Source organism: Pseudoalteromonas sp. SCSIO 43101 (genome assembly GCF_023650775.1).
Taxonomy (GTDB): Bacteria; Pseudomonadota; Gammaproteobacteria; order Enterobacterales; family Alteromonadaceae; genus Pseudoalteromonas; species Pseudoalteromonas apostichopi.
In genome coordinates, this window is record NZ_CP072673.1 from 2,843,110 (window position 1) to 2,865,882 (window position 22,773).

General features: G+C 42.3%; 25 protein-coding genes. 7 read left to right on the forward strand and 18 right to left on the reverse strand.

Going from position 1 to position 22,773, the window contains the following annotated elements:
- Positions 1-8: 8 nt before the first annotated feature.
- Positions 9-506, reverse strand: coding sequence for a nicotinamide-nucleotide amidohydrolase family protein (locus J8Z25_RS13185; RefSeq protein ID WP_130050705.1), 498 nt, complete (start codon positions 504-506; stop codon positions 9-11).
- 21 nt (positions 507-527) lie between these two features.
- Between J8Z25_RS13185 and mutS the strand changes: the two genes are divergently transcribed.
- A complete protein-coding gene (gene mutS / locus J8Z25_RS13190) occupies positions 528-3,101 on the forward strand; it encodes a DNA mismatch repair protein MutS (protein ID WP_178927360.1) in 2,574 nt (857 codons plus the stop codon).
- A gap of 84 nt (positions 3,102-3,185) precedes the next feature.
- On the opposite strand, the gene rpoS is transcribed toward mutS, so the two are convergent.
- Genes rpoS through J8Z25_RS13245 form a run of 11 tightly spaced genes read right to left on the reverse strand, consistent with a single transcriptional unit; the run spans position 3,186 to position 10,762 of the window.
- Positions 3,186-4,169, reverse strand: coding sequence for an RNA polymerase sigma factor RpoS (rpoS, locus tag J8Z25_RS13195; RefSeq protein WP_250661177.1), 984 nt, complete (start codon positions 4,167-4,169; stop codon positions 3,186-3,188).
- A 60-nt stretch (positions 4,170-4,229) separates the two neighbouring features.
- Complete coding sequence (locus J8Z25_RS13200) at positions 4,230-5,054, reverse strand: peptidoglycan DD-metalloendopeptidase family protein (RefSeq protein WP_130050702.1); 825 nt, start codon at positions 5,052-5,054, stop codon at positions 4,230-4,232.
- A gap of 42 nt (positions 5,055-5,096) precedes the next feature.
- A complete protein-coding gene (locus J8Z25_RS13205) occupies positions 5,097-5,675 on the reverse strand; it encodes a YqaA family protein (RefSeq protein WP_250661178.1) in 579 nt (192 codons plus the stop codon).
- An 11-nt stretch (positions 5,676-5,686) separates the two neighbouring features.
- Positions 5,687-6,325: a protein-L-isoaspartate(D-aspartate) O-methyltransferase gene (locus J8Z25_RS13210; protein ID WP_054551144.1), complete on the reverse strand. Its 639-nt coding sequence runs from the start codon at positions 6,323-6,325 to the stop codon at positions 5,687-5,689.
- Positions 6,315-7,079: a 5'/3'-nucleotidase SurE gene (gene surE / locus J8Z25_RS13215; protein ID WP_130050700.1), complete on the reverse strand. Its 765-nt coding sequence runs from the start codon at positions 7,077-7,079 to the stop codon at positions 6,315-6,317. The genes J8Z25_RS13210 and surE overlap by 11 nt, the downstream gene beginning before the upstream one ends.
- The gene (gene truD, locus J8Z25_RS13220; RefSeq protein WP_167658563.1) at positions 7,080-8,108 is read right to left on the reverse strand and encodes a tRNA pseudouridine(13) synthase TruD; all 1,029 of its coding nucleotides are present in this window, start codon (positions 8,106-8,108) and stop codon (positions 7,080-7,082) included.
- Entirely contained in the window at positions 8,105-8,587 is a 483-nt protein-coding gene (gene ispF, locus J8Z25_RS13225; RefSeq protein ID WP_130050698.1) for a 2-C-methyl-D-erythritol 2,4-cyclodiphosphate synthase, read from the reverse strand. The genes truD and ispF overlap by 4 nt, the downstream gene beginning before the upstream one ends.
- The gene (ispD, locus tag J8Z25_RS13230) at positions 8,584-9,285 is read right to left on the reverse strand and encodes a 2-C-methyl-D-erythritol 4-phosphate cytidylyltransferase (RefSeq protein ID WP_130050697.1); all 702 of its coding nucleotides are present in this window, start codon (positions 9,283-9,285) and stop codon (positions 8,584-8,586) included. The genes ispF and ispD overlap by 4 nt, the downstream gene beginning before the upstream one ends.
- Positions 9,275-9,565, reverse strand: a complete 291-nt coding sequence (gene ftsB, locus J8Z25_RS13235) for a cell division protein FtsB (protein WP_167658562.1) — start codon at positions 9,563-9,565, stop codon at positions 9,275-9,277. Before ftsB ends, ispD begins: the two co-directional genes overlap by 11 nt.
- Before the next feature lie 22 nt (positions 9,566-9,587).
- The gene (locus J8Z25_RS13240; RefSeq protein ID WP_250661179.1) at positions 9,588-10,220 is read right to left on the reverse strand and encodes a hypothetical protein; all 633 of its coding nucleotides are present in this window, start codon (positions 10,218-10,220) and stop codon (positions 9,588-9,590) included.
- Positions 10,221-10,279: 59 nt separating this feature from the next.
- Positions 10,280-10,762 carry a DUF2947 domain-containing protein gene (locus tag J8Z25_RS13245; RefSeq protein WP_130050694.1) on the reverse strand — a complete coding sequence of 161 codons (483 nt, stop codon included), beginning with the start codon at positions 10,760-10,762 and terminating at the stop codon, positions 10,280-10,282.
- A 78-nt stretch (positions 10,763-10,840) separates the two neighbouring features.
- On the opposite strand from J8Z25_RS13245, the gene J8Z25_RS13250 reads away from it, so the two are divergent.
- Genes J8Z25_RS13250 through J8Z25_RS13260 form a run of 3 tightly spaced genes read left to right on the forward strand, consistent with a single transcriptional unit; the run spans position 10,841 to position 13,149 of the window.
- A complete protein-coding gene (locus tag J8Z25_RS13250) occupies positions 10,841-11,059 on the forward strand; it encodes a DUF1653 domain-containing protein (RefSeq protein WP_130052252.1) in 219 nt (72 codons plus the stop codon).
- A 52-nt stretch (positions 11,060-11,111) separates the two neighbouring features.
- The gene (locus J8Z25_RS13255) at positions 11,112-11,960 is read left to right on the forward strand and encodes an AAA family ATPase (RefSeq protein ID WP_063703233.1); all 849 of its coding nucleotides are present in this window, start codon (positions 11,112-11,114) and stop codon (positions 11,958-11,960) included.
- A 1-nt stretch (position 11,961) separates the two neighbouring features.
- Positions 11,962-13,149: a vWA domain-containing protein gene (locus J8Z25_RS13260; protein ID WP_054551134.1), complete on the forward strand. Its 1,188-nt coding sequence runs from the start codon at positions 11,962-11,964 to the stop codon at positions 13,147-13,149.
- A 78-nt stretch (positions 13,150-13,227) separates the two neighbouring features.
- Here the strand turns inward: J8Z25_RS13260 and J8Z25_RS13265 are convergent, their stop codons facing one another.
- The 3 genes from J8Z25_RS13265 to ppnP all read right to left on the reverse strand — a co-directional run bounded on the left by J8Z25_RS13265 (position 13,228) and on the right by ppnP (position 15,829).
- The gene (locus tag J8Z25_RS13265; protein WP_239976509.1) at positions 13,228-14,415 is read right to left on the reverse strand and encodes an NRAMP family divalent metal transporter; all 1,188 of its coding nucleotides are present in this window, start codon (positions 14,413-14,415) and stop codon (positions 13,228-13,230) included.
- Positions 14,416-14,978: 563 nt separating this feature from the next.
- Positions 14,979-15,335, reverse strand: coding sequence for a ribosome hibernation-promoting factor, HPF/YfiA family (gene hpf / locus J8Z25_RS13270; RefSeq protein ID WP_130050692.1), 357 nt, complete (start codon positions 15,333-15,335; stop codon positions 14,979-14,981).
- A 182-nt stretch (positions 15,336-15,517) separates the two neighbouring features.
- On the reverse strand, positions 15,518-15,829 hold the full coding sequence (gene ppnP, locus J8Z25_RS13275) for a pyrimidine/purine nucleoside phosphorylase (RefSeq protein ID WP_130050691.1): 312 nt from the start codon (positions 15,827-15,829) through the stop codon (positions 15,518-15,520).
- Positions 15,830-16,111: 282 nt separating this feature from the next.
- On the opposite strand from ppnP, the gene J8Z25_RS13280 reads away from it, so the two are divergent.
- Positions 16,112-16,336 carry a type II toxin-antitoxin system ParD family antitoxin gene (locus J8Z25_RS13280; RefSeq protein WP_205987941.1) on the forward strand — a complete coding sequence of 75 codons (225 nt, stop codon included), beginning with the start codon at positions 16,112-16,114 and terminating at the stop codon, positions 16,334-16,336.
- A 50-nt stretch (positions 16,337-16,386) separates the two neighbouring features.
- Positions 16,387-16,644 (forward strand): type II toxin-antitoxin system RelE/ParE family toxin, encoded by a 258-nt coding sequence (locus J8Z25_RS13285; RefSeq protein WP_350338345.1) that lies wholly within the window; start codon positions 16,387-16,389, stop codon positions 16,642-16,644.
- Between the two features lie 220 nt (positions 16,645-16,864).
- On the opposite strand, the gene tkt is transcribed toward J8Z25_RS13285, so the two are convergent.
- Positions 16,865-18,856 (reverse strand): transketolase, encoded by a 1,992-nt coding sequence (tkt, locus tag J8Z25_RS13290; RefSeq protein WP_250661181.1) that lies wholly within the window; start codon positions 18,854-18,856, stop codon positions 16,865-16,867.
- A 266-nt stretch (positions 18,857-19,122) separates the two neighbouring features.
- Between tkt and metK the strand changes: the two genes are divergently transcribed.
- Positions 19,123-20,274: a methionine adenosyltransferase gene (metK, locus tag J8Z25_RS13295; protein ID WP_130050688.1), complete on the forward strand. Its 1,152-nt coding sequence runs from the start codon at positions 19,123-19,125 to the stop codon at positions 20,272-20,274.
- Positions 20,275-20,332: 58 nt separating this feature from the next.
- Here the strand turns inward: metK and J8Z25_RS13300 are convergent, their stop codons facing one another.
- Complete coding sequence (locus J8Z25_RS13300; protein WP_130050687.1) at positions 20,333-20,737, reverse strand: diacylglycerol kinase; 405 nt, start codon at positions 20,735-20,737, stop codon at positions 20,333-20,335.
- A gap of 7 nt (positions 20,738-20,744) precedes the next feature.
- Entirely contained in the window at positions 20,745-22,727 is a 1,983-nt protein-coding gene (locus J8Z25_RS13305; protein WP_250661182.1) for an LTA synthase family protein, read from the reverse strand.
- Positions 22,728-22,773 lie beyond the last annotated feature (46 nt).

Here is a 22,773-nt window from a genome sequence, read left to right on the forward strand (position 1 = left end):
GTATCAAGCTAATTTTCAGATTTTATCAGTTCAATTATACTTTTTAATGAATAAACAATAGCTTGCAGCCTAACTTCAGCTCTATCGCCAGAGAAAACCTGCTGGCTTGGGTAGTTTTTACCTGAAAAATGAATACAAAACCATACTAAGCCCACAGGCTTATCCAGTGTTCCACCACCGGGGCCTGCAATACCAGAAATAGCTATTGCGATATCTGCGTTTGCAGCTTTAGCAGCACCCGATGCCATTTCAACAACTGTTTGTTCACTAACCGCACCGAAACTGTTTAAAGTTTGCTCATTTACGCCAATTAGCTCTTGTTTTGCTTGATTACTATAAGTGACAAACGCTCGATCAATATAGTTAGAACTACCAGGGGTATCAGTTAAGGCATAACTAACGCCACCACCGGTGCATGATTCTGCGGTAGTGATCCATAAGCGTTTATCCGTTAAAATAGATCCTAATTTCGCAGCAAGTGTTTTAATCTCTTGATGTAATTTCATATTCAGCCTTTGGGTAAATACATGTCGTTTGATCTTTATGCACCGCACACTATAAAACAACAAACCCCTATGATGCAGCAGTATCTAAAAATAAAAGCCGAGCATCGGGACATTTTATTGTTTTATCGTATGGGCGACTTTTACGAACTTTTCTTTGATGATGCCAAGCGTGCAGCACAACTTCTTGATATTTCTCAAACACATCGTGGTAAAGCCGGTGGTGATCCAATACCAATGGCAGGCGTACCCTATCACGCAGTCGAAAACTACTTAGCTCGCCTTGTACAAATGGGTGAATCAGTGGCTATTTGTGAACAAGTTGGTGATCCTGCTACCAGCAAAGGCCCTGTTGAACGTAAAGTAGTACGTATTGTTACGCCGGGCACGATTTCAGACGAAGCGCTGTTACAAGAACGCCAAGACAACCTGCTAACCAGTGTTTGGCAAAATAAACAAGGCGCTTATGGTATTGCTTATTTAGATATTAACTCTGGCCGATTCAATGTATTAGAAGTTAATACGGATGAAGCGTTTAGTTCAACATTACAGCGTTTAGCCCCTGCTGAACTGCTTTATAGTGAAACATTTGCAAATGTTCACCTAATTGAGCATATCAAAGGGGCGCGTCGCCGCCCAGAATGGGAGTTTGATTTAGATACTGCTCAGCATTTACTATGCGACCAATTTGGCACCAAAGATTTAGTAGGTTTTGGTGTAGAAAAAGCACACGCGGCTTTAGTTGCTGCAGGCTGCTTAATGCAATACGTAAAAGATACTCAGCGCATTGCCTTACCGCATATTCGTGCTATTACCCTTGAGCAAAATGAACACGCGGTGATCTTAGATGCAGCAACCCGTAAAAACCTTGAACTAACAGTTAATTTATCGGGTGGTTACGAGAATACACTTGCACAAGTACTTGATAAAACAGCGACTGCAATGGGTTCTCGCTTATTAAAACGCCGTATTCATACCCCAGTGCGCAGCAAAACAGAGCTCAATTCGCGACTAAACGCTATCAGCGCAATTATCGATGCTCAATTATGTGGTGAGCTACAAGAATCGTTAAAGCAAATTGGCGATATTGAACGTGTTATTGCACGTTTAGCGCTTTGCACAGCAAGGCCGCGTGATTTAACGCGCCTTCGAAGTGCACTGCAGGCTCTAGCGCCACTACACGAATTACTTATGGATGCTAACGATCCGCGTATTAGCCAAATTATTGCAAAGTCGCAACAGTTACCTGAACTACAAGATTTACTAGAACGTGCTGTAATCGAAACCCCACCAGTGCTTATCCGTGATGGCGGTGTAATTGCACCAGGTTATAACAGCGAACTTGATGAGTGGCGTGCGCTAAGCCAAGGTGCAACAGATATTCTTGAAAAGCTTGAAGAACGTGAGCGTGAGCGTACAGGCATTAGCACCTTAAAAATTGGCTATAACAAGGTCCACGGCTTTTTTATTGAAGTAAGCCGCGCTAATTCACATTTAGTTCCTGCGGATTATATTCGCCGCCAAACGCTAAAAAATAATGAGCGCTATATCATCCCTGAGCTTAAAGAGCACGAAGATAAAGTACTTGGTAGCCAATCAAAAGCCCTCGCGCTTGAAAAACAGCTATATGAGCAATTATTTGAGTTTATCGCTCCGCACATTGAGCAGCTACAAACAATGGCAGCCGTACTGGCAGACTTAGATGTACTGAACAATTTAGCAGAACGAGCGCAGGCGCTTAATTATGCTAAGCCAATACTGTGCGATAACGATAACATCAGTATTAAACAAGGTCGCCACCCGGTGGTAGAGCAGGTTATGAAAGACCCGTTTATTGCCAATCCAGTAGAGCTTAATAACGACCGTAAAATGTTGATTATCACAGGTCCAAATATGGGTGGTAAATCAACCTACATGCGTCAAACTGCGCTTATTGTTCTGATGGCCCACATTGGCTGTTACGTTCCTGCTGATAGTGCAGAAATCGGTAATATTGACCGTATCTTTACGCGTATTGGCGCAAGTGATGACTTAGCATCAGGGCGCTCAACCTTCATGGTTGAAATGACAGAAACTGCAACGATTTTAAATAATGCTACAGCACAATCACTGGTGCTGATGGATGAAATTGGTCGCGGCACCTCAACCTATGATGGGTTATCGCTTGCCTATGCAACAGCTGACTATTTAGCATCAAAAATTGCCGCCAAAACCTTATTTGCGACCCATTATTTTGAGTTGACAGAACTCGCCGAGCAAAAAACAGGACTGGTGAATGTGCACCTAGATGCCATTGAGCATAACGACACAATTGCCTTTATGCATACCGTTCTTGAAGGCGCTGCAAGCAAGAGCTTTGGCTTACAAGTTGCAGCCCTAGCAGGTGTGCCAAAGGCGGTAATCCAACAAGCAAAACAGAAACTTAAAATGCTCGAAAATCACCAACCTGTTACAGCCCCAATTGAGCAGCAACAACAAACATTAAGTTTTGATGATGAACCTTCCGAGCTTGAATTAACCTTAGAACAGCTTGACCCAGATAGCTTAACGCCAAGGCAAGCTCACCAACTACTGTATCAATTAAAAGATTTACTGTAGGTATAAAGTTGATATAAAAAAAGCTGACATTACGTCAGCTTTTTTGTGTGTTCTAGACCCAAAGGCCTATGTATTGTTGTCAAATTAGGTGAATTGATCGAATAGGCTGTCTGTGCTTAAGCCTTCGTGTTGCAAAATATCTTTTAAGCGACGTAATGCTTCCACTTGAATTTGTCTAACTCGTTCACGTGTTAAACCAATTTCACGACCAACATCTTCAAGTGTTGATGGCTCGTAGCCTAGCAAACCAAAACGACGAGCAAGTACTTCACGTTGTTTTGGATTTAATTCCCCAAGCCAATCAACAATGTGTTTATTAATGTCGTTGTTTTGTACTTCGCCCTCAGGACCATAGTCTTTTTCATCGGCGATTATATCTAATAGCGCTTTGTCATTTTCACCACCAATAGGTGTGTCTACAGAGGTGATTTTTTCATTTAAACGCAGCATCTTAGTAACATCTTCAAACGGCTTATCTAAGCACTCTGCAATTTCTTCTGCGGTTGGTTCATGATCAAGTTTTTGCGTCAATTCACGGGCAGTTCTTAAATAAACATTAAGCTCTTTTACCACATGAATAGGTAATCGGATCGTACGTGTTTGGTTCATGATGGCACGTTCAATGGTTTGACGTATCCACCAAGTAGCGTAAGTTGAAAAACGGAATCCTCGTTCAGGGTCAAATTTCTCAACGGCTCTGATAAGGCCTAAATTACCTTCTTCGATAAGGTCAAGTAGCGCAAGGCCACGGTTGTTGTAGCGGCGGGCAATTTTTACCACTAAACGTAAATTACTTTCGATCATTCGCTTGCGAGAGGCTTCGCAGCCTTTCAGTGCTTTTCGAGCAAAATAGACTTCTTCTTCTGCACTTAGCAGCGGAGAAAAACCAATCTCACCTAGATACAGTTGTGTAGCATCTAGATTTTTGGCAACTTCTTCTTTTGCAAAAATTTCATCTTCGTTGTCGACTTCTTCTAATAATTCAGAAGATTCTTCTTCGACTACCGTGTCTTCAAATTTATCGTCAATCGTGTCAGTTTTTTTCTCAAGTTTTGCTGTGTGACCCATAAGCGTCCTCCCGAGCAAATATGTGATTGAGCTAAATCACTTTATCAATACCCTAAATGGCTAAGGTAGATACTTAGCAGGATTGACTGCTTGACCCCGATAACGAATTTCAAATCTCAAAGCCGTAACCGAAGAGTCTGAACTGCCCATTTCTGCTATTTTCTGCCCCGCCTTTACTTCCTGTTTTTCCTTTACAAGCAACTTTGAATTGTGCGCATAAGCACTTAGGTAATCATCATTATGTTTCAGAATAATTAAATTACCATACCCCCTCAATGCGTTGCCCGCGTATACCACAGTTCCATGTGCAGCAGCTAAAACAGAAGCCCCTTGTTTATTAGTAATTTGTAATCCTTTAAAGCCATTCTCTTTATTAGAGAATCGTTGTGTTACTTTACCTTTTGCAGGCCAGCTCCATACAACTTTTGCATTAGAATTACTGTTTTTATCACTAATTATTTTGTTGGCTTGTTTCTGAACATACTCTCGTTGTTTTGGCTGATCAAGCTCTTTCTTTAATTTTTTGTTATTTTTTTGTGTATAAACAGTAGACTTTTTACTCAAATTCGTATATTTTTTCGTCTTTTTTGGTTTTTGTGCCGATTTTTTAAGCAGCACTCTCTGCCCCGGGAAGATAGTATAAGGTGCTGGAATATCGTTTATTTTTGCAAGAGTGCGAAAATCTTGCTGAGCGCTGAAGGCAATTGAGTACAAAGTATCTCCCTTTTTGACTACATATTTTGAGCCAGAGATATTTACTTTGCGAGTGGCTGGTTTAACTTTATTATCTAAACTACTGACAGGTGCCGGTGCTTCGCGAGAAGTACAACCAAAGAGCAAAATACTAAGAAACAAAGTAACATAGACTGTTAACTGCCTGCTCATCGTAAAATGCTCCTTATCGTACTAATTTAATGGTTTTGCGGGTTATCGCAGTAAAAAGTACGCAACCACGACTAAAACAACTAATCCCCAGCCAAGCGCTTCAACATATTGACGTAATTTTTGTTCCATTTTAACCCCCCCCCACTTCATTAAAGCCGACACTAAGAAGAAGCGTGCACCACGGCCTATTGTCGAGGCAATTAAAAACGGCAAGAATGCCATTTGCATCAAGCCTGCACCTATGGTGAAAACCTTATAAGGTATAGGTGAAAAGCCCGCTAAGAAAACAACCCATACACCATAGTTGTCGAACCAGCTTAATGCAGTATCAAATTTAGCTTGCCAACCCATTTGTGTGATGAGTGGTTCAACCACAGGTTCAAATAACCAAAAACCAAGTAAGTAACCTAAAATACCACCGATTACAGAAGCTATGGTGGTAAAGCTGGCAAAGCGCCACGCTTTATCTGGTTGGGCTAGCGACATAGGCGCTAGCATGACATCCGGCGGCACCGGGAAAAAAACGGATTCAGCAAAGCTCATCCCTGCTAAATAGCGCTCTGCATGGCGGTGTTTAGCCCATATAAGCGCCATATCATATAACTTAGTAAACAACTTCAAAGTTTAACGTCCTATTCAATATCACCAGGTACCAAAGGTACAAATCGTACTGGTGCAACTTTATGTTCTGTAAATGTGTCGCCATTTCTAACGACCATCATTAATTGCTGATCTTGCTCACCAATAGGTGCAATCATAACGCCCCCATCAGCAAGTTGTGCAAGTAGCCCTTGCGGCATAGTGGCAGCTGCAGCTGTAACAATAATTCCTTCAAAAGGTGCTTGTGACTGCCAGCCCTGCCAACCGTCTCCGTGTTTCATGGTGACATTGTATAAATCGAGCTTGTGTAAACGGCGCTTTGCTTGCCATTGCAGTGCTTTGATACGCTCCACCGAGCACACTTTAGTAAAGGTTTTTGCCAATATTGCGGTTTGATAGCCGGACCCAGTACCAATTTCAAGCACTTTGTCACGTACCCCAGCTAAGCGAAGTAATTCTGTCATGCGCGCCACAATATAGGGCTGCGAAATCGTTTGTCCTTGACCAATTGGCAATGCGGTATTCTGATAAGCTTTGTGCTGTAAAACATCATCGATGAAAATATGTCTGGGTGTCGAGGCAATCGCTTCAAGCACAGTGCTATCTTCTACACCCTCGCGTTTTAATAATTCAGCTAATGCGAGTGCGCTGCGATTATAATTAGTCAGCACTATTAATCTCCATATTTGCTAACCAGCTATCAACGGCTTGTAAGCTTTCTTTCGCCGTCATATCAACACTGAGAGGTGTGACTGATGCGAAACCATTATTAATGGCGTAAAAATCAGTACCTTCACCAGCATCACTTTCAGCACCTAAAGTCCCATACCAATAAATATCACGACCCCATGGATCTTGTTGTTTAGTCATGGTTTCAGCTTTATGGCGCGAACCTAAACGGGTTACCTTTACGCCTTTTAGCTCAGTTAGCGGAATATCTGGCACGTTTAAGTTGATGATTTGATCTTTCGGTAATGGGTGCGAGGCCAACTCTTTAATAATGCTTACAGCAACGGCCGCAGCAGTCTCAAAATGATTTCCTTCTTTAGAGCATAACGAAACAGCAATAGCAGGTAGTCCTAGATGGCGTCCTTCGGTAGCAGCTGCAACAGTACCTGAATACAAAGTATCATCACCTAAATTTGCACCGTGGTTTATACCGGCTACAACTAGATCTGGCTGCTGTTCAACTAATTCATTAACCCCTAAATGCACACAGTCAGTCGGCGTGCCATTAATCGAAATAAAGCCATTATCAAGCGTGGTTGCACGCAATGGATTCATTAGCGTTAATGAATTACTTGCGCCACTACAATTGCGATCTGGAGCCACTAAGGTCACATCAGCAATTTGCGTTAACGCATGATACAAAACCGCAATCCCTTTAGCATGCACGCCATCATCATTGCTTAGTAAGATTTTCATTTACGCATCCTTTTGTTTTTGTTCTTTAGGGCTAGCGTCTTGATACTCCACCAGCTCTCTTAACAAGGCTGTAGCAAAACAACCTTTTGGCAAACCAAAACTTAACTTTAAAGTGCTTTCGTCAATGGTTTCAACTGCCAATGAGTCTGGAATAAGACGTAACATTCTACGTTCGTTCTTAAGGCCTAACTCGCTTAGCCCATCTATCCAAGATTGATAAGGTTCGAGCCACATTTTTTCGGTCTTGGTCAAACCCTTTTCGCCTTTACCAACCATAGGGGCCGACATCATAATATCGCCAGACGCTAAACGCGCTATATTGTCATCACTTATATTGTCTTCAAAAAACGCATTACTTCCGCTAAGCATAAACACTTCGCGGTGCATTGTTTTAGCAAGGCCATGCTCGGCAACACGCTTGCTTACTATTTCATTAAAGACATAAGAGCGTGCGGCTGAAATAACTAAACCACGCAATTTTTTATCACGGATACGCTCTCCAGCAAACATTCGCTTTGCCATTTCAAGGTTGTGGCCACCATGACCAAAGCGCTGCTCACCAAAGTAATTAGGCACCCCTGCGCGAACCGCATTAATACGACACAAAATATCCAGTGGCTCAGTCACATTTCGTAAAGTAATGCTAAAGCGATTGCCTTTATGGCAGCCGGTTCGAAGCTTGCGATTATGACGCTGTTGCGATACAACAAAAAACTGCTCGTTATTTAACTCACTAAATTCAATGTGCTTTTTAATCGGTACTGGCACACTAAACCATTGTGTACACACACCATGGCGGTCTTTTAAACCCGCATAACTTACATCACGTGGGGATACGCCAGCTTTTTCGGCAATGCGTTTAGCAACAAACTGAGTATTTTCGCCTTTTTTTACAACCTGTAAGCAAACATGCTCACCAGAGCCTGTAAACTCAATACCTAAATCTTCATCAACCATGAAGTCTTCGGCGTGGGTTTTAAAATCAGCCTTAGAAAGGGGTTTACCGTATAAGTAGTTTAACTCACTCATGCGTTTTGTTTGCTCATAATCACTACAGCGTGGCTAGAGATACCTTCTTTACGGCCTTCAAACCCTAACTTTTCTGTGGTTGTTGCCTTCACATTTACTTGAGAAATATCAGCTTCAAGGTCTTGGCATAAGTTTTCACGCATAGCTTGAATATGCGGCAACATTTTTGGCGCTTGAGCAACAATCGTGACATCGGCATTGCCAAGTACGTAACCTTGCTCTTTAGCAAGACCAACCACGTGGCGTAGCAAAATTCGGCTATCAATATTTTCGTATTCGCTGGCGGTATCAGGGAAATGTTTGCCAATATCACCCATTGCTAATGCACCTAAAATGGCATCACATAATGCGTGGATTGCTACATCACCGTCTGAATGAGCTAAGAAACCTTGCGGATAATCTATTTTTTCACCACAAATTACCAGCGGTCCTTCGCCGCCAAATTTGTGTACATCAAAGCCATGGCCAATTCGAATCATGAGGTACTCTCGTTTTGTTGTTTTTGCAGTAAAAATGTTGCTAAATCTAAATCTTCTGGGGTGGTGATTTTAATATTATCACTACGACCAACAACCAGCTTAACAGGCTGCTTAGCCCATTCAATTGCCGATGCCTCATCGGTGATAGTCACACCACTTTTAAGAGCTTGTGATAGCGCATCTGTCAGCGCCTGATAAGGGAAAAATTGAGGGGTTAAAGCCAGCCATAAATCATCACGTGGCACCGTTTGCTCACTGTGCGAATGGCCGCGCTTGATGGTGTCTTTTACTTTTGACGCTAAAATACCGCCTTCATTATCTTTTATACATTCAGTTATTAAACGCTGAATATCAGCCAAACACACTAATGGTCTTGCTGCATCGTGAACAAGCACCCAATCTGGCGGGTTGTCGGCAAGTGATACCAAGGCATTTAGCACAGAATCAGCGCGCTCTTTGCCACCTGAAACGCGTTCAATACGCTTATCAATATGAGGTAAATCAGCAAAATAACCATCATCATCGCTGATTGCTACTTTAATAGTATGTAAATCGTTCAGTTCGGCAAGCTTACTCAGGGTATGTTCTAAAATAGTCTTACCCGCAAGTTCAATATACTGTTTTGGCGCCGAATGCTGCATTCGACTCCCTACTCCCGCAGCGGGAACAATGGCGGTTATAATTTGCTTAGTGTTCATTTTGCTGTTGACCTGGTAATACACGAATAAAGGTTTCGCCAGGTTTGATCATTCCTAATTCATTGCGCGCTCGCTCTTCGATTCCCTCTTGACCGAGTTTTAAATCTTGGATATCGGCTTTGAGGACCTTGTTGCGCTTTAATAATTTTGCATTAGTGTCTTGATGAGAGGTAACCGCCTGTTTTAAACGAGTGTAATCTTGCACTCCATTATGGCCAAACCATAAGCGATACTGAATAAATAAAGCCAAACATAACAAGGCGAATTGAAAAACCCGCATTGAACACTCCTTCGCGGTTAAATTAAGTCAAAGGGCGTTTTAAATTACGCCAATTTATATTGCTTGCAAGTAGCATTTCTCTTAATGACAAACGCTTAGGTGTAGTGCGTTTATTAAATTGCCATTGATGGCCACAGCACGCAGCTGCCATCACCCCTTTTGCAGGCTTTAACAGGTGTACATGTGCGTGCTCTAACGATTCACCTGAATTATCAAACCAACCAAGCTCGTTGCAATGTACCTTATTGTCGCTTACTTGATCTAAGCTGTCTATGCGCACCGTAGTACATTGTTCGTCATTAATTAGCACGGGAACAATTAACCCGCGCTTAGCATGGTGACTATAAAACTCTTCTGAGTCTTTTTTATTATAAACTGGCGGCGTTGTTTTTTGTTTTTCAAGCCAACTACCGTTTTGTGAATCTAGCTGCAATGGCGCATCACCACTCACAATACGCATAGCCAAACGCTCTATGTAGTAGGGCAAGCTTGCTAATAAGCGTTTTAGCCTTGCAGCATCTGGTTCATCAACCAAACGTGGGATCTCACGAGCATAAAATGCGTTGCATAACTGCGCATACAAAGCACGATCGGCATCAGTCTGCCAAATTTCGGCTTGTTGCGAGTGTTCGCTCTGTGAAGTTGGTTTAGACAATGCGCGCTCTTATAAAACAAATGCTTGACTGTTTTATAGCATAGAGCGTTTATTGAGCGCTACTTTACTGCGCCTTTTTTACCCAATTTTGCGTTGCCAGTTTCTAAAAACTGCACCACTGCATCACGCTTTTTACCTAATAACAAACTACCATCAGCTAAAAACATAAAGTTTTGCCAACAACGTTTAAAAACCGCAAAACTGGTTTCAATAATATTGTCGCGAGCCATACAAAAATACACAGTGGTGTTTGCTTCCCACGCTAAGTGGTTAAGGATCTCTTCTGGTAACTGCTCATCACCAGCTTCCCACGCATTTTCCCAGTTAATGGTTTCTGAAAAGCTGTCTTCTTTGCCACACCAATCTGTTTTATCAAAAAAGTCCGGGTGGTCATGCTCACGGCTTACCATAGTGGTCCATAAAACCGCAGCGCGTTCAGCACTCATAGGTTTAATTTGCGCTGCGTCTTCGTTGCTTATAGGCATATCTTTATGACGGAAAACCCAGGCTTTTTTGTATTCATCTAACGAAATATAATTCATAGTTTAGGCAGTTTGTTTCAGCGTATAATGTGCAAACTGCAATTATACCCAAATGACTCCAAGATGCGAGATAAACACATGACAATCAAACCTGGTATTTACCAACATTACAAAGGCCCAAAATATAAAGTTGAATATGTTGCTACTCATAGCGAAAACAATGAGCCACTGGTAATTTACCAAGCGCTATACGGAGAATTTGGTATGTGGGCACGCCCGCTCAGTATGTTTACAGAAACAGTCATTGTAGAGGGGAAAACTGTACCGCGTTTTGCATACCTTTCAGACGTCGTCTAACTGTGGCATCATGACGTTATTAATCACTGCTCAGACCAGATAAGGTGACATCGTGCTTTTTAATTCAACCGATAACTACATTGCCAGTAACTCATTAAAACAAGCGGTTAACGCAGCAATCTTGCTCGAAAAACCCCTGCTTATAAAAGGTGAGCCAGGCACAGGCAAGACCATGCTGGCGGAAGAGCTTGCGAAAAGCTTAGACACCACACTGATTCAATGGCACATCAAATCAACCACTAAAGCGCAGCAAGGCCTTTATGAATATGATGCGGTATCACGCCTGCGCGACAGTCAGTTAGGTGATGAGCGTGTGCACGATATCAGCAACTACATTGTAAAAGGCAAATTATGGCAAGCCTTTACCTATGGAGAGCAACATAATAAACGCCCAGTGCTATTGATTGATGAAATCGACAAAGCCGATATCGAATTTCCAAACGACTTGCTATTAGAACTCGATAAAATGGAGTTTCATGTTTATGAAACCGGCGAGCGAGTGATTGCTAAGCAACGTCCGATTGTGATCATTACCTCGAATAACGAAAAAGAGCTGCCAGATGCCTTTTTACGTCGTTGTTTTTTCCATTACATTGATTTTCCAAGTAGCGAAGAAATGGCACAGATTATCGATGTACACCACCCTCACGTTAAACAAGATTTAGTTCGCCAAGCACTTGAGGTGTTCTTTAATCTACGTGAAGTAAACGGCATTAAGAAAAAGCCATCAACCAGCGAATTGCTTGATTGGTTAAAGCTACTGATGGCTGAAGATATAGACGCTAAAACACTGCATGATAAAAGCCAAAAAGGTGGCTTAATGCCGATGTTTGGGGCGTTATTAAAGAACGAGCAAGACATTAGCTTAATCGAAAAACTTGCTTTTATGAGCCGCCGTTAAGATGTTAATTGCGTTTTTCTTTAAGCTTCGCGAATACCGCTTACCAGTTAGTTTGCGAGAGCTACTTGATTTGATCAATGCGCTCAAGCAAGGGGTTATTTTTGCAGACGTTGACGCGTTTTATTACTTAGCGCGTACCATCATGGTTAAAGATGAAACCCATTTTGACCGTTTTGATAAAGCCTTTGCTGATTACTTTAGTGGAGTCGCTGACCTTGATCTTCTCGAAAGCTTAAAACAACAACATGCCTTGCCTGATGATTGGCTGCGTAAAGAGTTTGAAAAGCATTTAAGCGAAGAAGAAAAAGCGCAATTACAAGCCATGGGCGGCCTTGATAAACTCATGGAGACCCTCAAGCAACGCCTTGAAGAGCAACAAAAGCGCCATGCTGGGGGTAATAAGTGGGTGGGTACTGGTGGCACTTCGCCATTTGGCGCCTATGGTTATAACCCAGAAGGTGTGCGAATAGGTCAAGACGGTAATCGACATCGCCGTGCAGTGAAAGTATGGGATAAACGCAGCTACCGAAACCTTGATAGCGACCGTGAAATAGGTTCTCGCACCATTAAACTTGCTCTTAAAAAACTGCGTAAATTTGCCCGCACTGGTGCCAGCGATACACTCGATCTAACCGAAACTATCCGCGCAACGGCAAAGCAAGGCGGCATGCTAGATGTAAAAATGGCTCCAGAGCGCCACAATGCAGTAAAAGTATTGATGCTGTTTGATATCGGCGGTTCAATGGATGATTACATTCATACCTGTGAAGAGTTATTTAGCGCTGCACACAGCGAGTTTAAACACCTTGAGTTTTACTATTTTCACAACTGTTTATATGAACATGTTTGGCAAGACAACGAACGTCGCCACTCAAATGTGATTGATACCATGACCTTGATTAACAAGTTCACCAGCGACTACAAGGTGATCTTTGTTGGCGATGCCACTATGGGGCCCTACGAAATAGCCTACCCCGGTGGCAGCGTAGAACATTGGAATGAAGAGCCTGGCAGTGCCTGGCTAAATCGCATAACTAATCACTTTGATAAAGTCGCTTGGCTCAACCCACAACCTGTTGAACACTGGCGCTATTATCAATCGATTGATTTTATAAAGCAGCTAATGGACAACCGCATGTACCCACTCACGCTAGACGGGATTAGTAATGCCATTAGGGAGTTGAGTTAGAGCCGTCAGCCGTCAGCCGTCAGCCGTCAGCCGTCAGCTGACGGCTGACGGCTGACGGCTGACGGCTGAAAGCTCCCTTTACATTACCTTCCAAACCAAAAACACCAGTGCAAAGCCAACTAAATAAAGCAAACCCAGCCAGCTTAGGGTACGTAATAAGGGTGAGTGATGAATGCTAGGTTCTGAGCGCACTAAACTAAAGTTCAGCCATGCAAATACGGGAGTCGTTACAAAAGCGAGGGTCATTGCAAAAGTAAGCATTGGCCCAAGGGCTGATTTAAAAAATAAAATCACTGCCATGCCAGCAAATGCTTGCAGTAATAACCACATATTTAAACTATGTTTAGATTGTTTAATCGATAGCAGTTTATGCGACTCATTTAATGTTCTGGCGTAGCCGTCAAGCACTGTTAGCGTGGTACCAAACATACATAAAAAAGCGATACCCGAAACCAGCGGCCTTGCCCACTCGCCCATAGTGAGGGCATACATATCAATTAGCTGCTTAGCAAAGGCCACGCCACCTAATTGCACAGCTTGTGCTTGGCCATATTGCACTAATACACCTAGTGAGAAAAACACGAGCGCCAGTGCTGCGGTAAGCCAGTAACCCAAATTAAAATCAAACAAGCCTTGTTGTTTTGTCACCGCTTGTTGCTGCTGCTTTTCTTTTAGCCACAGTGAGCTAATTGCTGATATTTCGATAGGTGCAGGCATCCAGCCCATCAAAGCAACCATAAAGCCAAGCATGGCAAGTTCATAAGGCGACGGGCCCACATAGTCAACAGACGCCGCTGTTCCATTATTCATAACGCCATTATTAATCGCTACTATCAACGCAGCTACTGTTGTAACCGTTAGCAGCCCCATAATTAGCTTAGAAACATTATCGAGCGCTTTAAAGTGCCCCAATAACAAAATAAGCAAACATACAGCCAAAATCAGCCAGCATAATAAGGTTACAGAAATAGTAATAGGTAATGCGTAGTGCAGCAGGCTAGCCGTTAATAATAAAACCCCTGCAGTGTTCACCACAGCGGCAACAATATTAAGCGCAATAAAACTATAGAAATACCCAGGCCCTTTTTGCTTATAGCCCTCAACTAAACTTTGCTTAGTCGCGAGTGTGTACTCCATGCCAAATCGAAAGAATGGGTACTTCAATACGTTTACTACAATGATTAGCCAAAATAGCTGCCAGCCGAATAACGACCCTGCTTGTGTTGAGGCTACTAGATGTGAGCCACCAATGGCGGCTGTAGCCATTAAAATACCCGGCCCTAGAGCATTTAATTTAGATTGCCAATTTGATACTGCTGATTGCATACGCTTTGTGTATTTTATTCTTAGTTACAAGCAACTTACAGCGTTTTAGGTGAGATTGGAAGCAGAGTAAGTTAGCAAGTTAGCAAGTTAGCAAGTTAGCAAGTTAGCAAGTTAGCAAGTTAGCAAGTTAGCAAGTTAGCAAGTTAGCAAGTTAGCAAGTTAGCAAGTTAGCAAGTTAGCAACACTAGACTACCTTCCACTTGTGTCAAGTAACTCGCTACTCGTTGGTTTTTTTTATCTGACTTCTAACGACTGATATCTAATATCTCCATTTTTGTTCGGCGTTAAAACGTCTCGTATCTCGCCAACTTTACTCTTTCCCCTAGCAACTCGCTAATTTTTGGAACTTCAATCTGACGGCTGACGGCTGACGGCTGACGGCTGAAGGCTGAAGGCTGAAGGCTGAAGGCTGAATAATAAAACTAAAAAAGCCAAGCGTTTCGCAACGGTTGGCTTTTTTAGGTTAAGTTTTAAGGCTAGTCACTTGGACTGGCGAATTATAATTAGCTCAGATTCATTTCCTGAATGATTTCGTGGGCAATTTCCGGTGTAGTACTGACCGGCTTTTCGTGTAGTTTGGCTTTCATTTGCCCTTTACGATGCTTCAGAGATGCATCTAGTTTTTTTGCGGCACTTGCAATTGCTGGGTACATCACATCATCCTCAGCTTTTACTGATAAACTTGCACCTTCATAGGTTGTGCTGATCTCAGCTTGATGTTTGTGATGTTCTTTTGAAAGAATAATATCAAGAGATATTAGTGATGGAAAATGGCTTGCAATTTTCGAGAACTTCTCGTTGATGTGCTCTCTTACAGAGTCAGTAACGTCAACATGATGACCAGAAATATTAATCTTCATAGGGTATCCTTTTTTATTGTTACCTCACAGTTAGTATTGGGGGCGAATTGAATTAACACAAGCGAAAATTGCAGATAATTAGTAATTGATTGTAACCACTGATGATTTAGATCATGCGTTGCGGATAAAGTATGCAAAAGCCCGCACCACACGGGCTGTTCAGAGAGGTTAACATCTGCTCATTAAGTGTACGAGCAACAATAATCTGCGAAATCAGTTACCTTGACGCGGAAGGTAACGTTCGCGTCTACATTAAATGAATCTCCCGCCTTCATGGTTTGCCACTGTGTTTCGCCTGGCAGTAATACTTGCCACTCTCCCGCTAGCAGCTCCATGTGCTCTTTTTGATTTGTGCCAAACTCAAATTCTCCTGGCTGCATAAAGCCCAATGTTTTAGTGCTGCCATCGGCAAATAGCACAACACGGCTCGAAACTTTTCCATCGAAATAGACATTCGCTTTTTTTACAACACTTACACTGTCAAACTGAGTCATACTTACTCCTGAGATGTTTTGTTATTAACGTATAAACATTGCCAGTTGTCGGTTTAGTATTCAAGTAGGGCTGGGTGAGAAATAATCAAGCCGGATTAGCTGTAAGATCGTACAATTGTTGTAGGACAGGCTTTAGCGCGAGTATTTGAATGGATCGTTATAATGGAACCTCAAAGAATATGGCTTTAACGCTTTGTAACGCGCCTTGCATCCAAGCTCAAACCGATACCATATTTAGGTATCTATTGGTATTAAGGGCTATATCATGGCTAAAACACTAGCATTACTTTGGGTGACCATTTTGACAGTTTTATTGCTAATCAACTCCAAAGCGGCCGCTATGGCTCAGCAAGTGAAGTCATACGCGCCGCTTTACGTTTACTTGAAAGCCAAAAAACGAAAATGAACACTTTACGCCAATTACTTATTGAAGGTGAAAATAGTGGAGTTGCGGATTATGACCTTGATTCGTTTATCAATGAATTAGATAAAAATGAAATAAAATGAGGCCATTTTAGTTAACTAACAAGGCAAAATCTGATTTAAAAGATGCAGCCTTGTTTACATCTCGACGCAGGGGTCGTAAACAGCGAAATATTTATCTAAAACAGTTTGATGACATATTCTGGCTATTAGCCGAAAACCCTGAAATTGATAAAGACTGTGACGAAATTCGCGATAGCTACAGAAAATTTCCACAAGGAAGCCACGTAATCTTTTATCGTCAAATCGGCAGTCAAAATATTGAGATTATCCGTATTCTCCACAAAAATTATGGATGTGAATCCAATTTTTGGCGCATAGCCTTCATTTAAAAGGCGAAAGTAGCAAACTCAAATCTGACTTCTGGTATTTAACTTAGAAACATGACTTTTCCCGCCAAATAAATTTCACGCCTACGGTGAGGAATTTTTAAAGCTGACGGCTGAAAGCTGAGAGCTAAACCCTTAGGTTTCACTTTGCTCTAGCTAACCGCAATAAAAAACCCGCGCTGTGGTTATACAGGGCGGGCTTTTAAATTTTAGCGGCTAAAGCTTAGAACAAAGCGTTTGCTTTGTTTACGATGTTTTCAACAGTGAAACCAAAGTGCTTGAATAGTTCGCCTGCCGGTGCTGACTCACCGAATGATGTCATACCTACTACTGCGCCATTTAGGCCTACGTATTTGTACCAGTAGTCTGCGATGCCCGCTTCGATTGCTACGCGGCGTGTTACGCTTACTGGTAGTACGCTTTCTTTATATGCAGCGTCTTGCTCATCAAATAGATCAGTTGAAGGCATAGATACCACGCGTACTTTTTTACCTTGTGAACGAAGTTCTGCAGCGGCATCTTGTGCAAGCTGTACTTCAGAGCCCGTTGCGATAAGGATAAGTTCTGGCTCACCGTCACAGCTAAGTACGTAACCACCTTTTTTCACATCAGCTAACTGCTGTGCAGTTCGCGTTTGTTGCTCAAGGCCTTGGCGAGTGAAAATCAGTGACGTTGGGCCATCTTTACGTTCAATAGCTTGTTGCCACGCAATTGCAGACTCAACTTGGTCACATGGGCGCCAGTTCACTAAGTTTGGCGTTAAACGCATGCTAGCAATTTGCTCTACTGGTTGGTGCGTTGGACCATCTTCACCTAAACCAATTGAATCGTGCGTGTATACGAAGATGCTCGGCTGCTTCATTAATGCCGCCATACGTACTGCGTTACGAGCGTATTCCATGAACATTAAGAAAGTAGCACCGTAAGGAATAAAGCCTTTGTGCAGTGCAATACCATTCATGATCGCTGACATACCAAATTCACGTACACCGTAGAAAATATAGTTACCGCTTGCATCGTTTGCTTCTAAGCCTTTTGAACCATCCCAAAGTGTTAAGTTTGAACCAGCAAGGTCAGCAGAGCCACCCATGAATTCTGGTAATAATGGACCAAACGCGTTTAATGCATTTTGTGATGCTTTACGAGTTGCTGGGTTTGCTGGGTTTGCTTGTAACTCTTCGATGTAAGCTTGTGACTTTTCAGCCCAATCAGCTGGTAACTCACCATTTGTACGGCGTTTAAACTCAGCAGCAAGTTCAGGGTATGCGCTTGCGTAAGCGGCAAATTTTTCGTCCCAGCTTGCTTCTAGTTGCTTACCTTTTTCTTTGCCATCCCACTCGCTGTAAATATCAGCAGGGATCTCAAATGCATCGCCAGTCCAACCTAGGAACTCACGAGATGCTTTAATTTCGTCTTCGCCTAGTGGTGCACCGTGACAGTCATGGCTACCTGATTTGTTAGGTGAACCGTAACCAATCACTGTTTTACAACAAATGAGTGATGGCTTATCAGTAATGCTGCGAGCTTCTTCGATTGCGGCGCGAATTGCATCTGGGTTATGACCATCTACATCGCTTACTACGTGCCAGCCGTATGCTTTGAAGCGTGCTGGTGTGTCATCGCTGAACCAACCTTCTACTTCACCATCAATTGAGATGCCATTGTCATCCCAAAACGCAACTAGTTTACCTAGGCCTAATGTACCCGCCAATGAACAGGCTTCGTGAGAAATACCTTCCATTAAGCAGCCATCGCCCATGAATGCGTACGTGAAGTGATCAACAATATCGTGGCCTTCACGGTTAAACTGTGCAGCTAGCGCTTTTTCGGCGATTGCCATGCCCACTGCATTTGTGATCCCTTGACCTAATGGGCCCGTAGTAGTCTCAATACCAGGAGCGTAACCATACTCTGGGTGACCTGGTGTTTTTGAGTGCATTTGACGGAAGTTTTTAATTTCTTCTAGTGGTAAGTCATAGCCACTTAAGTGCAGTAGAGAATAGATCAGCATTGAACCGTGACCATTCGAAAGAATAAATCGATCGCGGTCTGCCCACTCTGGATTCGTAGGGTTGTGCTTTAGATAATCGCGCCATAGTACTTCCGCGATATCTGCCATGCCCATAGGGGCGCCAGGGTGGCCAGATTTGGCCTGTTGTACTGCGTCCATTGATAAGACGCGAATAGCATTTGCAAGTTCTTTGCGTGATGGCATGAATTCTCCTACCTTTATGTATTTGCGCTGGTTGTTTATGAAGCCCCATTCTTACTTATTGTAAGGGTACAGTGCAATTAAAAATCCGCATTAAATGCACCAATTATGGGCGTTTATTAAGAACAATACGTTATTAGTAATTTTAAATGGACGTCTAGGCGTAAAATTACTATGCAAACATATTTGTTTTAGATAAAATACGCCCCTTAATTTTTTAGCGCTATTACCGACGTTTGTGAAGCGCAATATTTGTGAGCAGAAATACAATGGCAAAACATTTATTTACTTCTGAATCTGTTTCTGAAGGTCATCCGGATAAAATCGCGGACCAAATCTCTGACGCGGTTCTAGATGCTATCTTAGAGCAAGATTCTCATGCCCGTGTTGCATGTGAGACTTACGTTAAAACTGGTATGGTGATGGTTGGTGGTGAAATCACAACTAGCGCTTGGGTTGATATCGAAGAAATCACACGTAAAACAGTACGTGAAATCGGTTACACGCACTCTGACATGGGTTTCGATGCTGACTCTTGTGCAATCCTAAACACTATCGGTAAGCAATCTCCAGACATCAACCAAGGTGTTGACCGTGCTCGTCCTGAAGAGCAAGGTGCTGGTGACCAAGGTCTAATGTTCGGTTATGCATGTAACGAAACTGACGTTTTAATGCCTGCACCAATCACTTATTCACACCGTCTAGTTCAGCGTCAAGCTGAAGTTCGTAAAAGCGGTGAGCTTAACTGGTTACGCCCAGATGCAAAATCTCAAGTAACGTTTGCATACGAAAATGGCAAGCCTGTTGGCATTGATGCAGTTGTTCTTTCAACTCAACACTGTGATTCAATCTCACAAAACGACTTAGTTGAAGCGGTAATGGAAACTATCATTAAACCGGTTCTTCCTGCTGAGCTTATCTCAAGCGCAACTAAGTTCTTCATCAACCCAACTGGCCGTTTCGTAATCGGTGGCCCAATGGGTGACTGTGGTCTTACAGGTCGTAAAATCATCGTTGATACATACGGTGGTATGGCTCGTCACGGTGGTGGTGCATTCTCTGGTAAAGATCCATCAAAAGTTGACCGCAGCGCTGCATACGCTGCACGTTACGTTGCTAAAAACGTGGTTGCTGCTGGCCTTGCTGATAAATGTGAGCTACAAGTTTCTTACGCTATCGGTGTTGCAGAGCCAACATCAATCAGTATCGAGACATTTGGTACAGGTAAATTAGAAGAAGCGCGTCTAATCGAATTAGTACGTGAGCACTTTGATCTTCGCCCTTACGGCTTAATCCATATGCTTGATCTTGAGCGTCCTATCTATCAACCGACTGCGGCTTACGGTCACTTCGGTCGTGAAGAGTTCCCTTGGGAGCGCACAGACAAAGCAGACGCACTTCGCGCAGCAGCTGGTCTGTAATAGGTTAGATAAAATAAAAAAGCGCTTCGGCGCTTTTTTTATTTCTGGCTTATCTGATTTAAAGATAACTTATAATTTTTTCGTAAACTGCCACACCCCAGACTAAGGCTAGAATTAGCAACGCCAATGTCACTGCCGCTGAAGCCATATCTTTAGCACGCCCTGATAATACATGATACTCAATCCCTACTCGGTCAGTCAGTGCTTCTATTGACGAGTTAAGTAACTCGACGATTAATAGTAATAAGTAAGGAATAAACAGCACTAACCAATGATTCAAAGACTGTGCAAGCACGACTGATAAAGGTAATAAACACACCCCTAGGTAGATTTCAGAGCGAAATGCGGACTCTTCTTTAAATGCCGCTTTAAATCCTTTAACTGAACATTTAGTTGCTTTAAAAATGCGTCCAATACCAATACCATTTGGCTTATTAACCAAGGGAATTTTTGGTTCTTTCATGCTTTTCCTACTGCTCGCCTTTTAGCAACAAGTGCCACGCTATGCCCATATATTGGTTATATGCGTTGAATGTTGCGTCATCTATTTTTGCAAAAGGTGTGCTTTGTTTGTTGTAACGCACATCATATCGCTGCTTTTCGTTGATCAAATGATATTCATAAATCCCCGAAAAGTCACCTCGCCATAATTGTTGTCCTTTGCGAGCTGTCTGAAAGCCAAAAATTGTCCGGTCTGTTGTTGGTGATAATAGTGATTTACCAACGCTATAGAATGCACTATTTGGCTTTGCCACCAAATTCAAAATTGTAGGAGCAATATCCATATGGCTGGCCAGCTGCGGTTCTGCCTTTAGTTGCTGTATAGCTTGACCATAAAAAACAATGGGTACATGAGTGAGTTCATATAAATTAGGCTGGTCATGAATGTAACGACGGCTGTAATGATCGCCAGTAATAACAAAAAGTGCATCTGGGTATTGCGACTCCATCTTATCAACAAACTCTCCAAGCATATGGTCCGCATACCAAAGGTGGCCAAGTGTATAGGGCGACAAAAGTTCTGAGTTTAACTCTCGTAATGCTGAAGGGTAATCATCAATAGACTCCAAGGGGTAGCCATACTGTTTTAAATTTAAATTAAAAGGTCCGTGATAACTGGTTGTCATTACAACATTAAAGGTATTTTCTTTCGCTTTATTAGCAACCAGTTCGAATAGTTGTTGATCATCTATACCCCACACACCAGCTGAACCTTTACCTCCCATGTCTGCTGCTGAATATAATCTATCAACACCTTGTGATTTTGCGTATGTCCCAATATTCTGCCAAGACAATAACCCCCCATAAAAAAACTGGCTGCGATAGCCTTGCTGTTCCAATTGCTCGAATAACGACATTGGACTAGCTGGTTTTTGTGGGCCAATCTTGCTCATATTAACGCCTGCATAAGGAATGCCGGATAAGATGCTTGAAAGCGAGTTCATTGTGCTACTCGCTGCAGGCAATGCATCTGGGAAATACAAACCTTTTTCAGCCAGTTTTTGTAACTGTGTTGTAAGACCTAGCCCAAAATACTTTTCTTGCAATGGCCACGAATCATAACTTTCCATTATGATAAGAAATATTCTCGATGGCTGCGTAGTAAGTACGCCAGTTGTAGTATGCTTTAAATTAATTAGCGGTTCGCTAATTAATTGATCATTAGCTAAATAAGGATTCTTGGAGTTAGCGCCATGACTCTGAAGTTCATTATAATCTCTGATTGCGTATATAAAGCTTCTCAACGGATTTATGACTAAGTTATTGGCGAAAGGATCTGGTGTCACTGCAGACCATTTGCGCATTGCAGGGCGAGATTCAAAAGACCCTCTTACAGCACAAATTGTTAAAACAACCATGATTATAACAAGCACTGTGCGCTTGACTTTACAATCCGTAAACAAATTACTCAGTACATGAAGCTGATGCCGATTAATCCAATTGCAAATGTTAAATGAAAAATACAATAAAACACATAATGTAATGACACTACCCCATGGTTTATATTGCATAGCGACTGTCTTGAGAATTGCGGCCTGATCGTCATGCAGCCCTTCAAACATGAAGTAATTAAACTGACTACCATACTCAGCTATGTAGGTCACACTAACAACACATAGTAACACGCTTAAACTAAGATATATCTGAGCACTGTAATGACGAACACTAGCAACCCAATGCGATTTTCGAATTGGTTGTAAGAAACAGTTAAAAATAAATGGAATTGCTAAGCAAACACCAGCAGCAGCAGAATCAAAGGCAAAGCCTGCTTTAAATGTCGTTGCAAATGTATCGAGTGTTAAAGGACTACTAAGATGGTCATAAAAATAGAATAAGAAAAACACTCTAAATGCCATAAATAAAGTGACACCAGCTAGCCATAACATTGCCAACCGAGTATTTTCCTCAACAAAGGCATACCACCGACTTGTAGCAAACGGCTTAAGTTCCATAAATACAATATCCCTGTAATAAAAACGAAACAGAGTGTATTTAAAA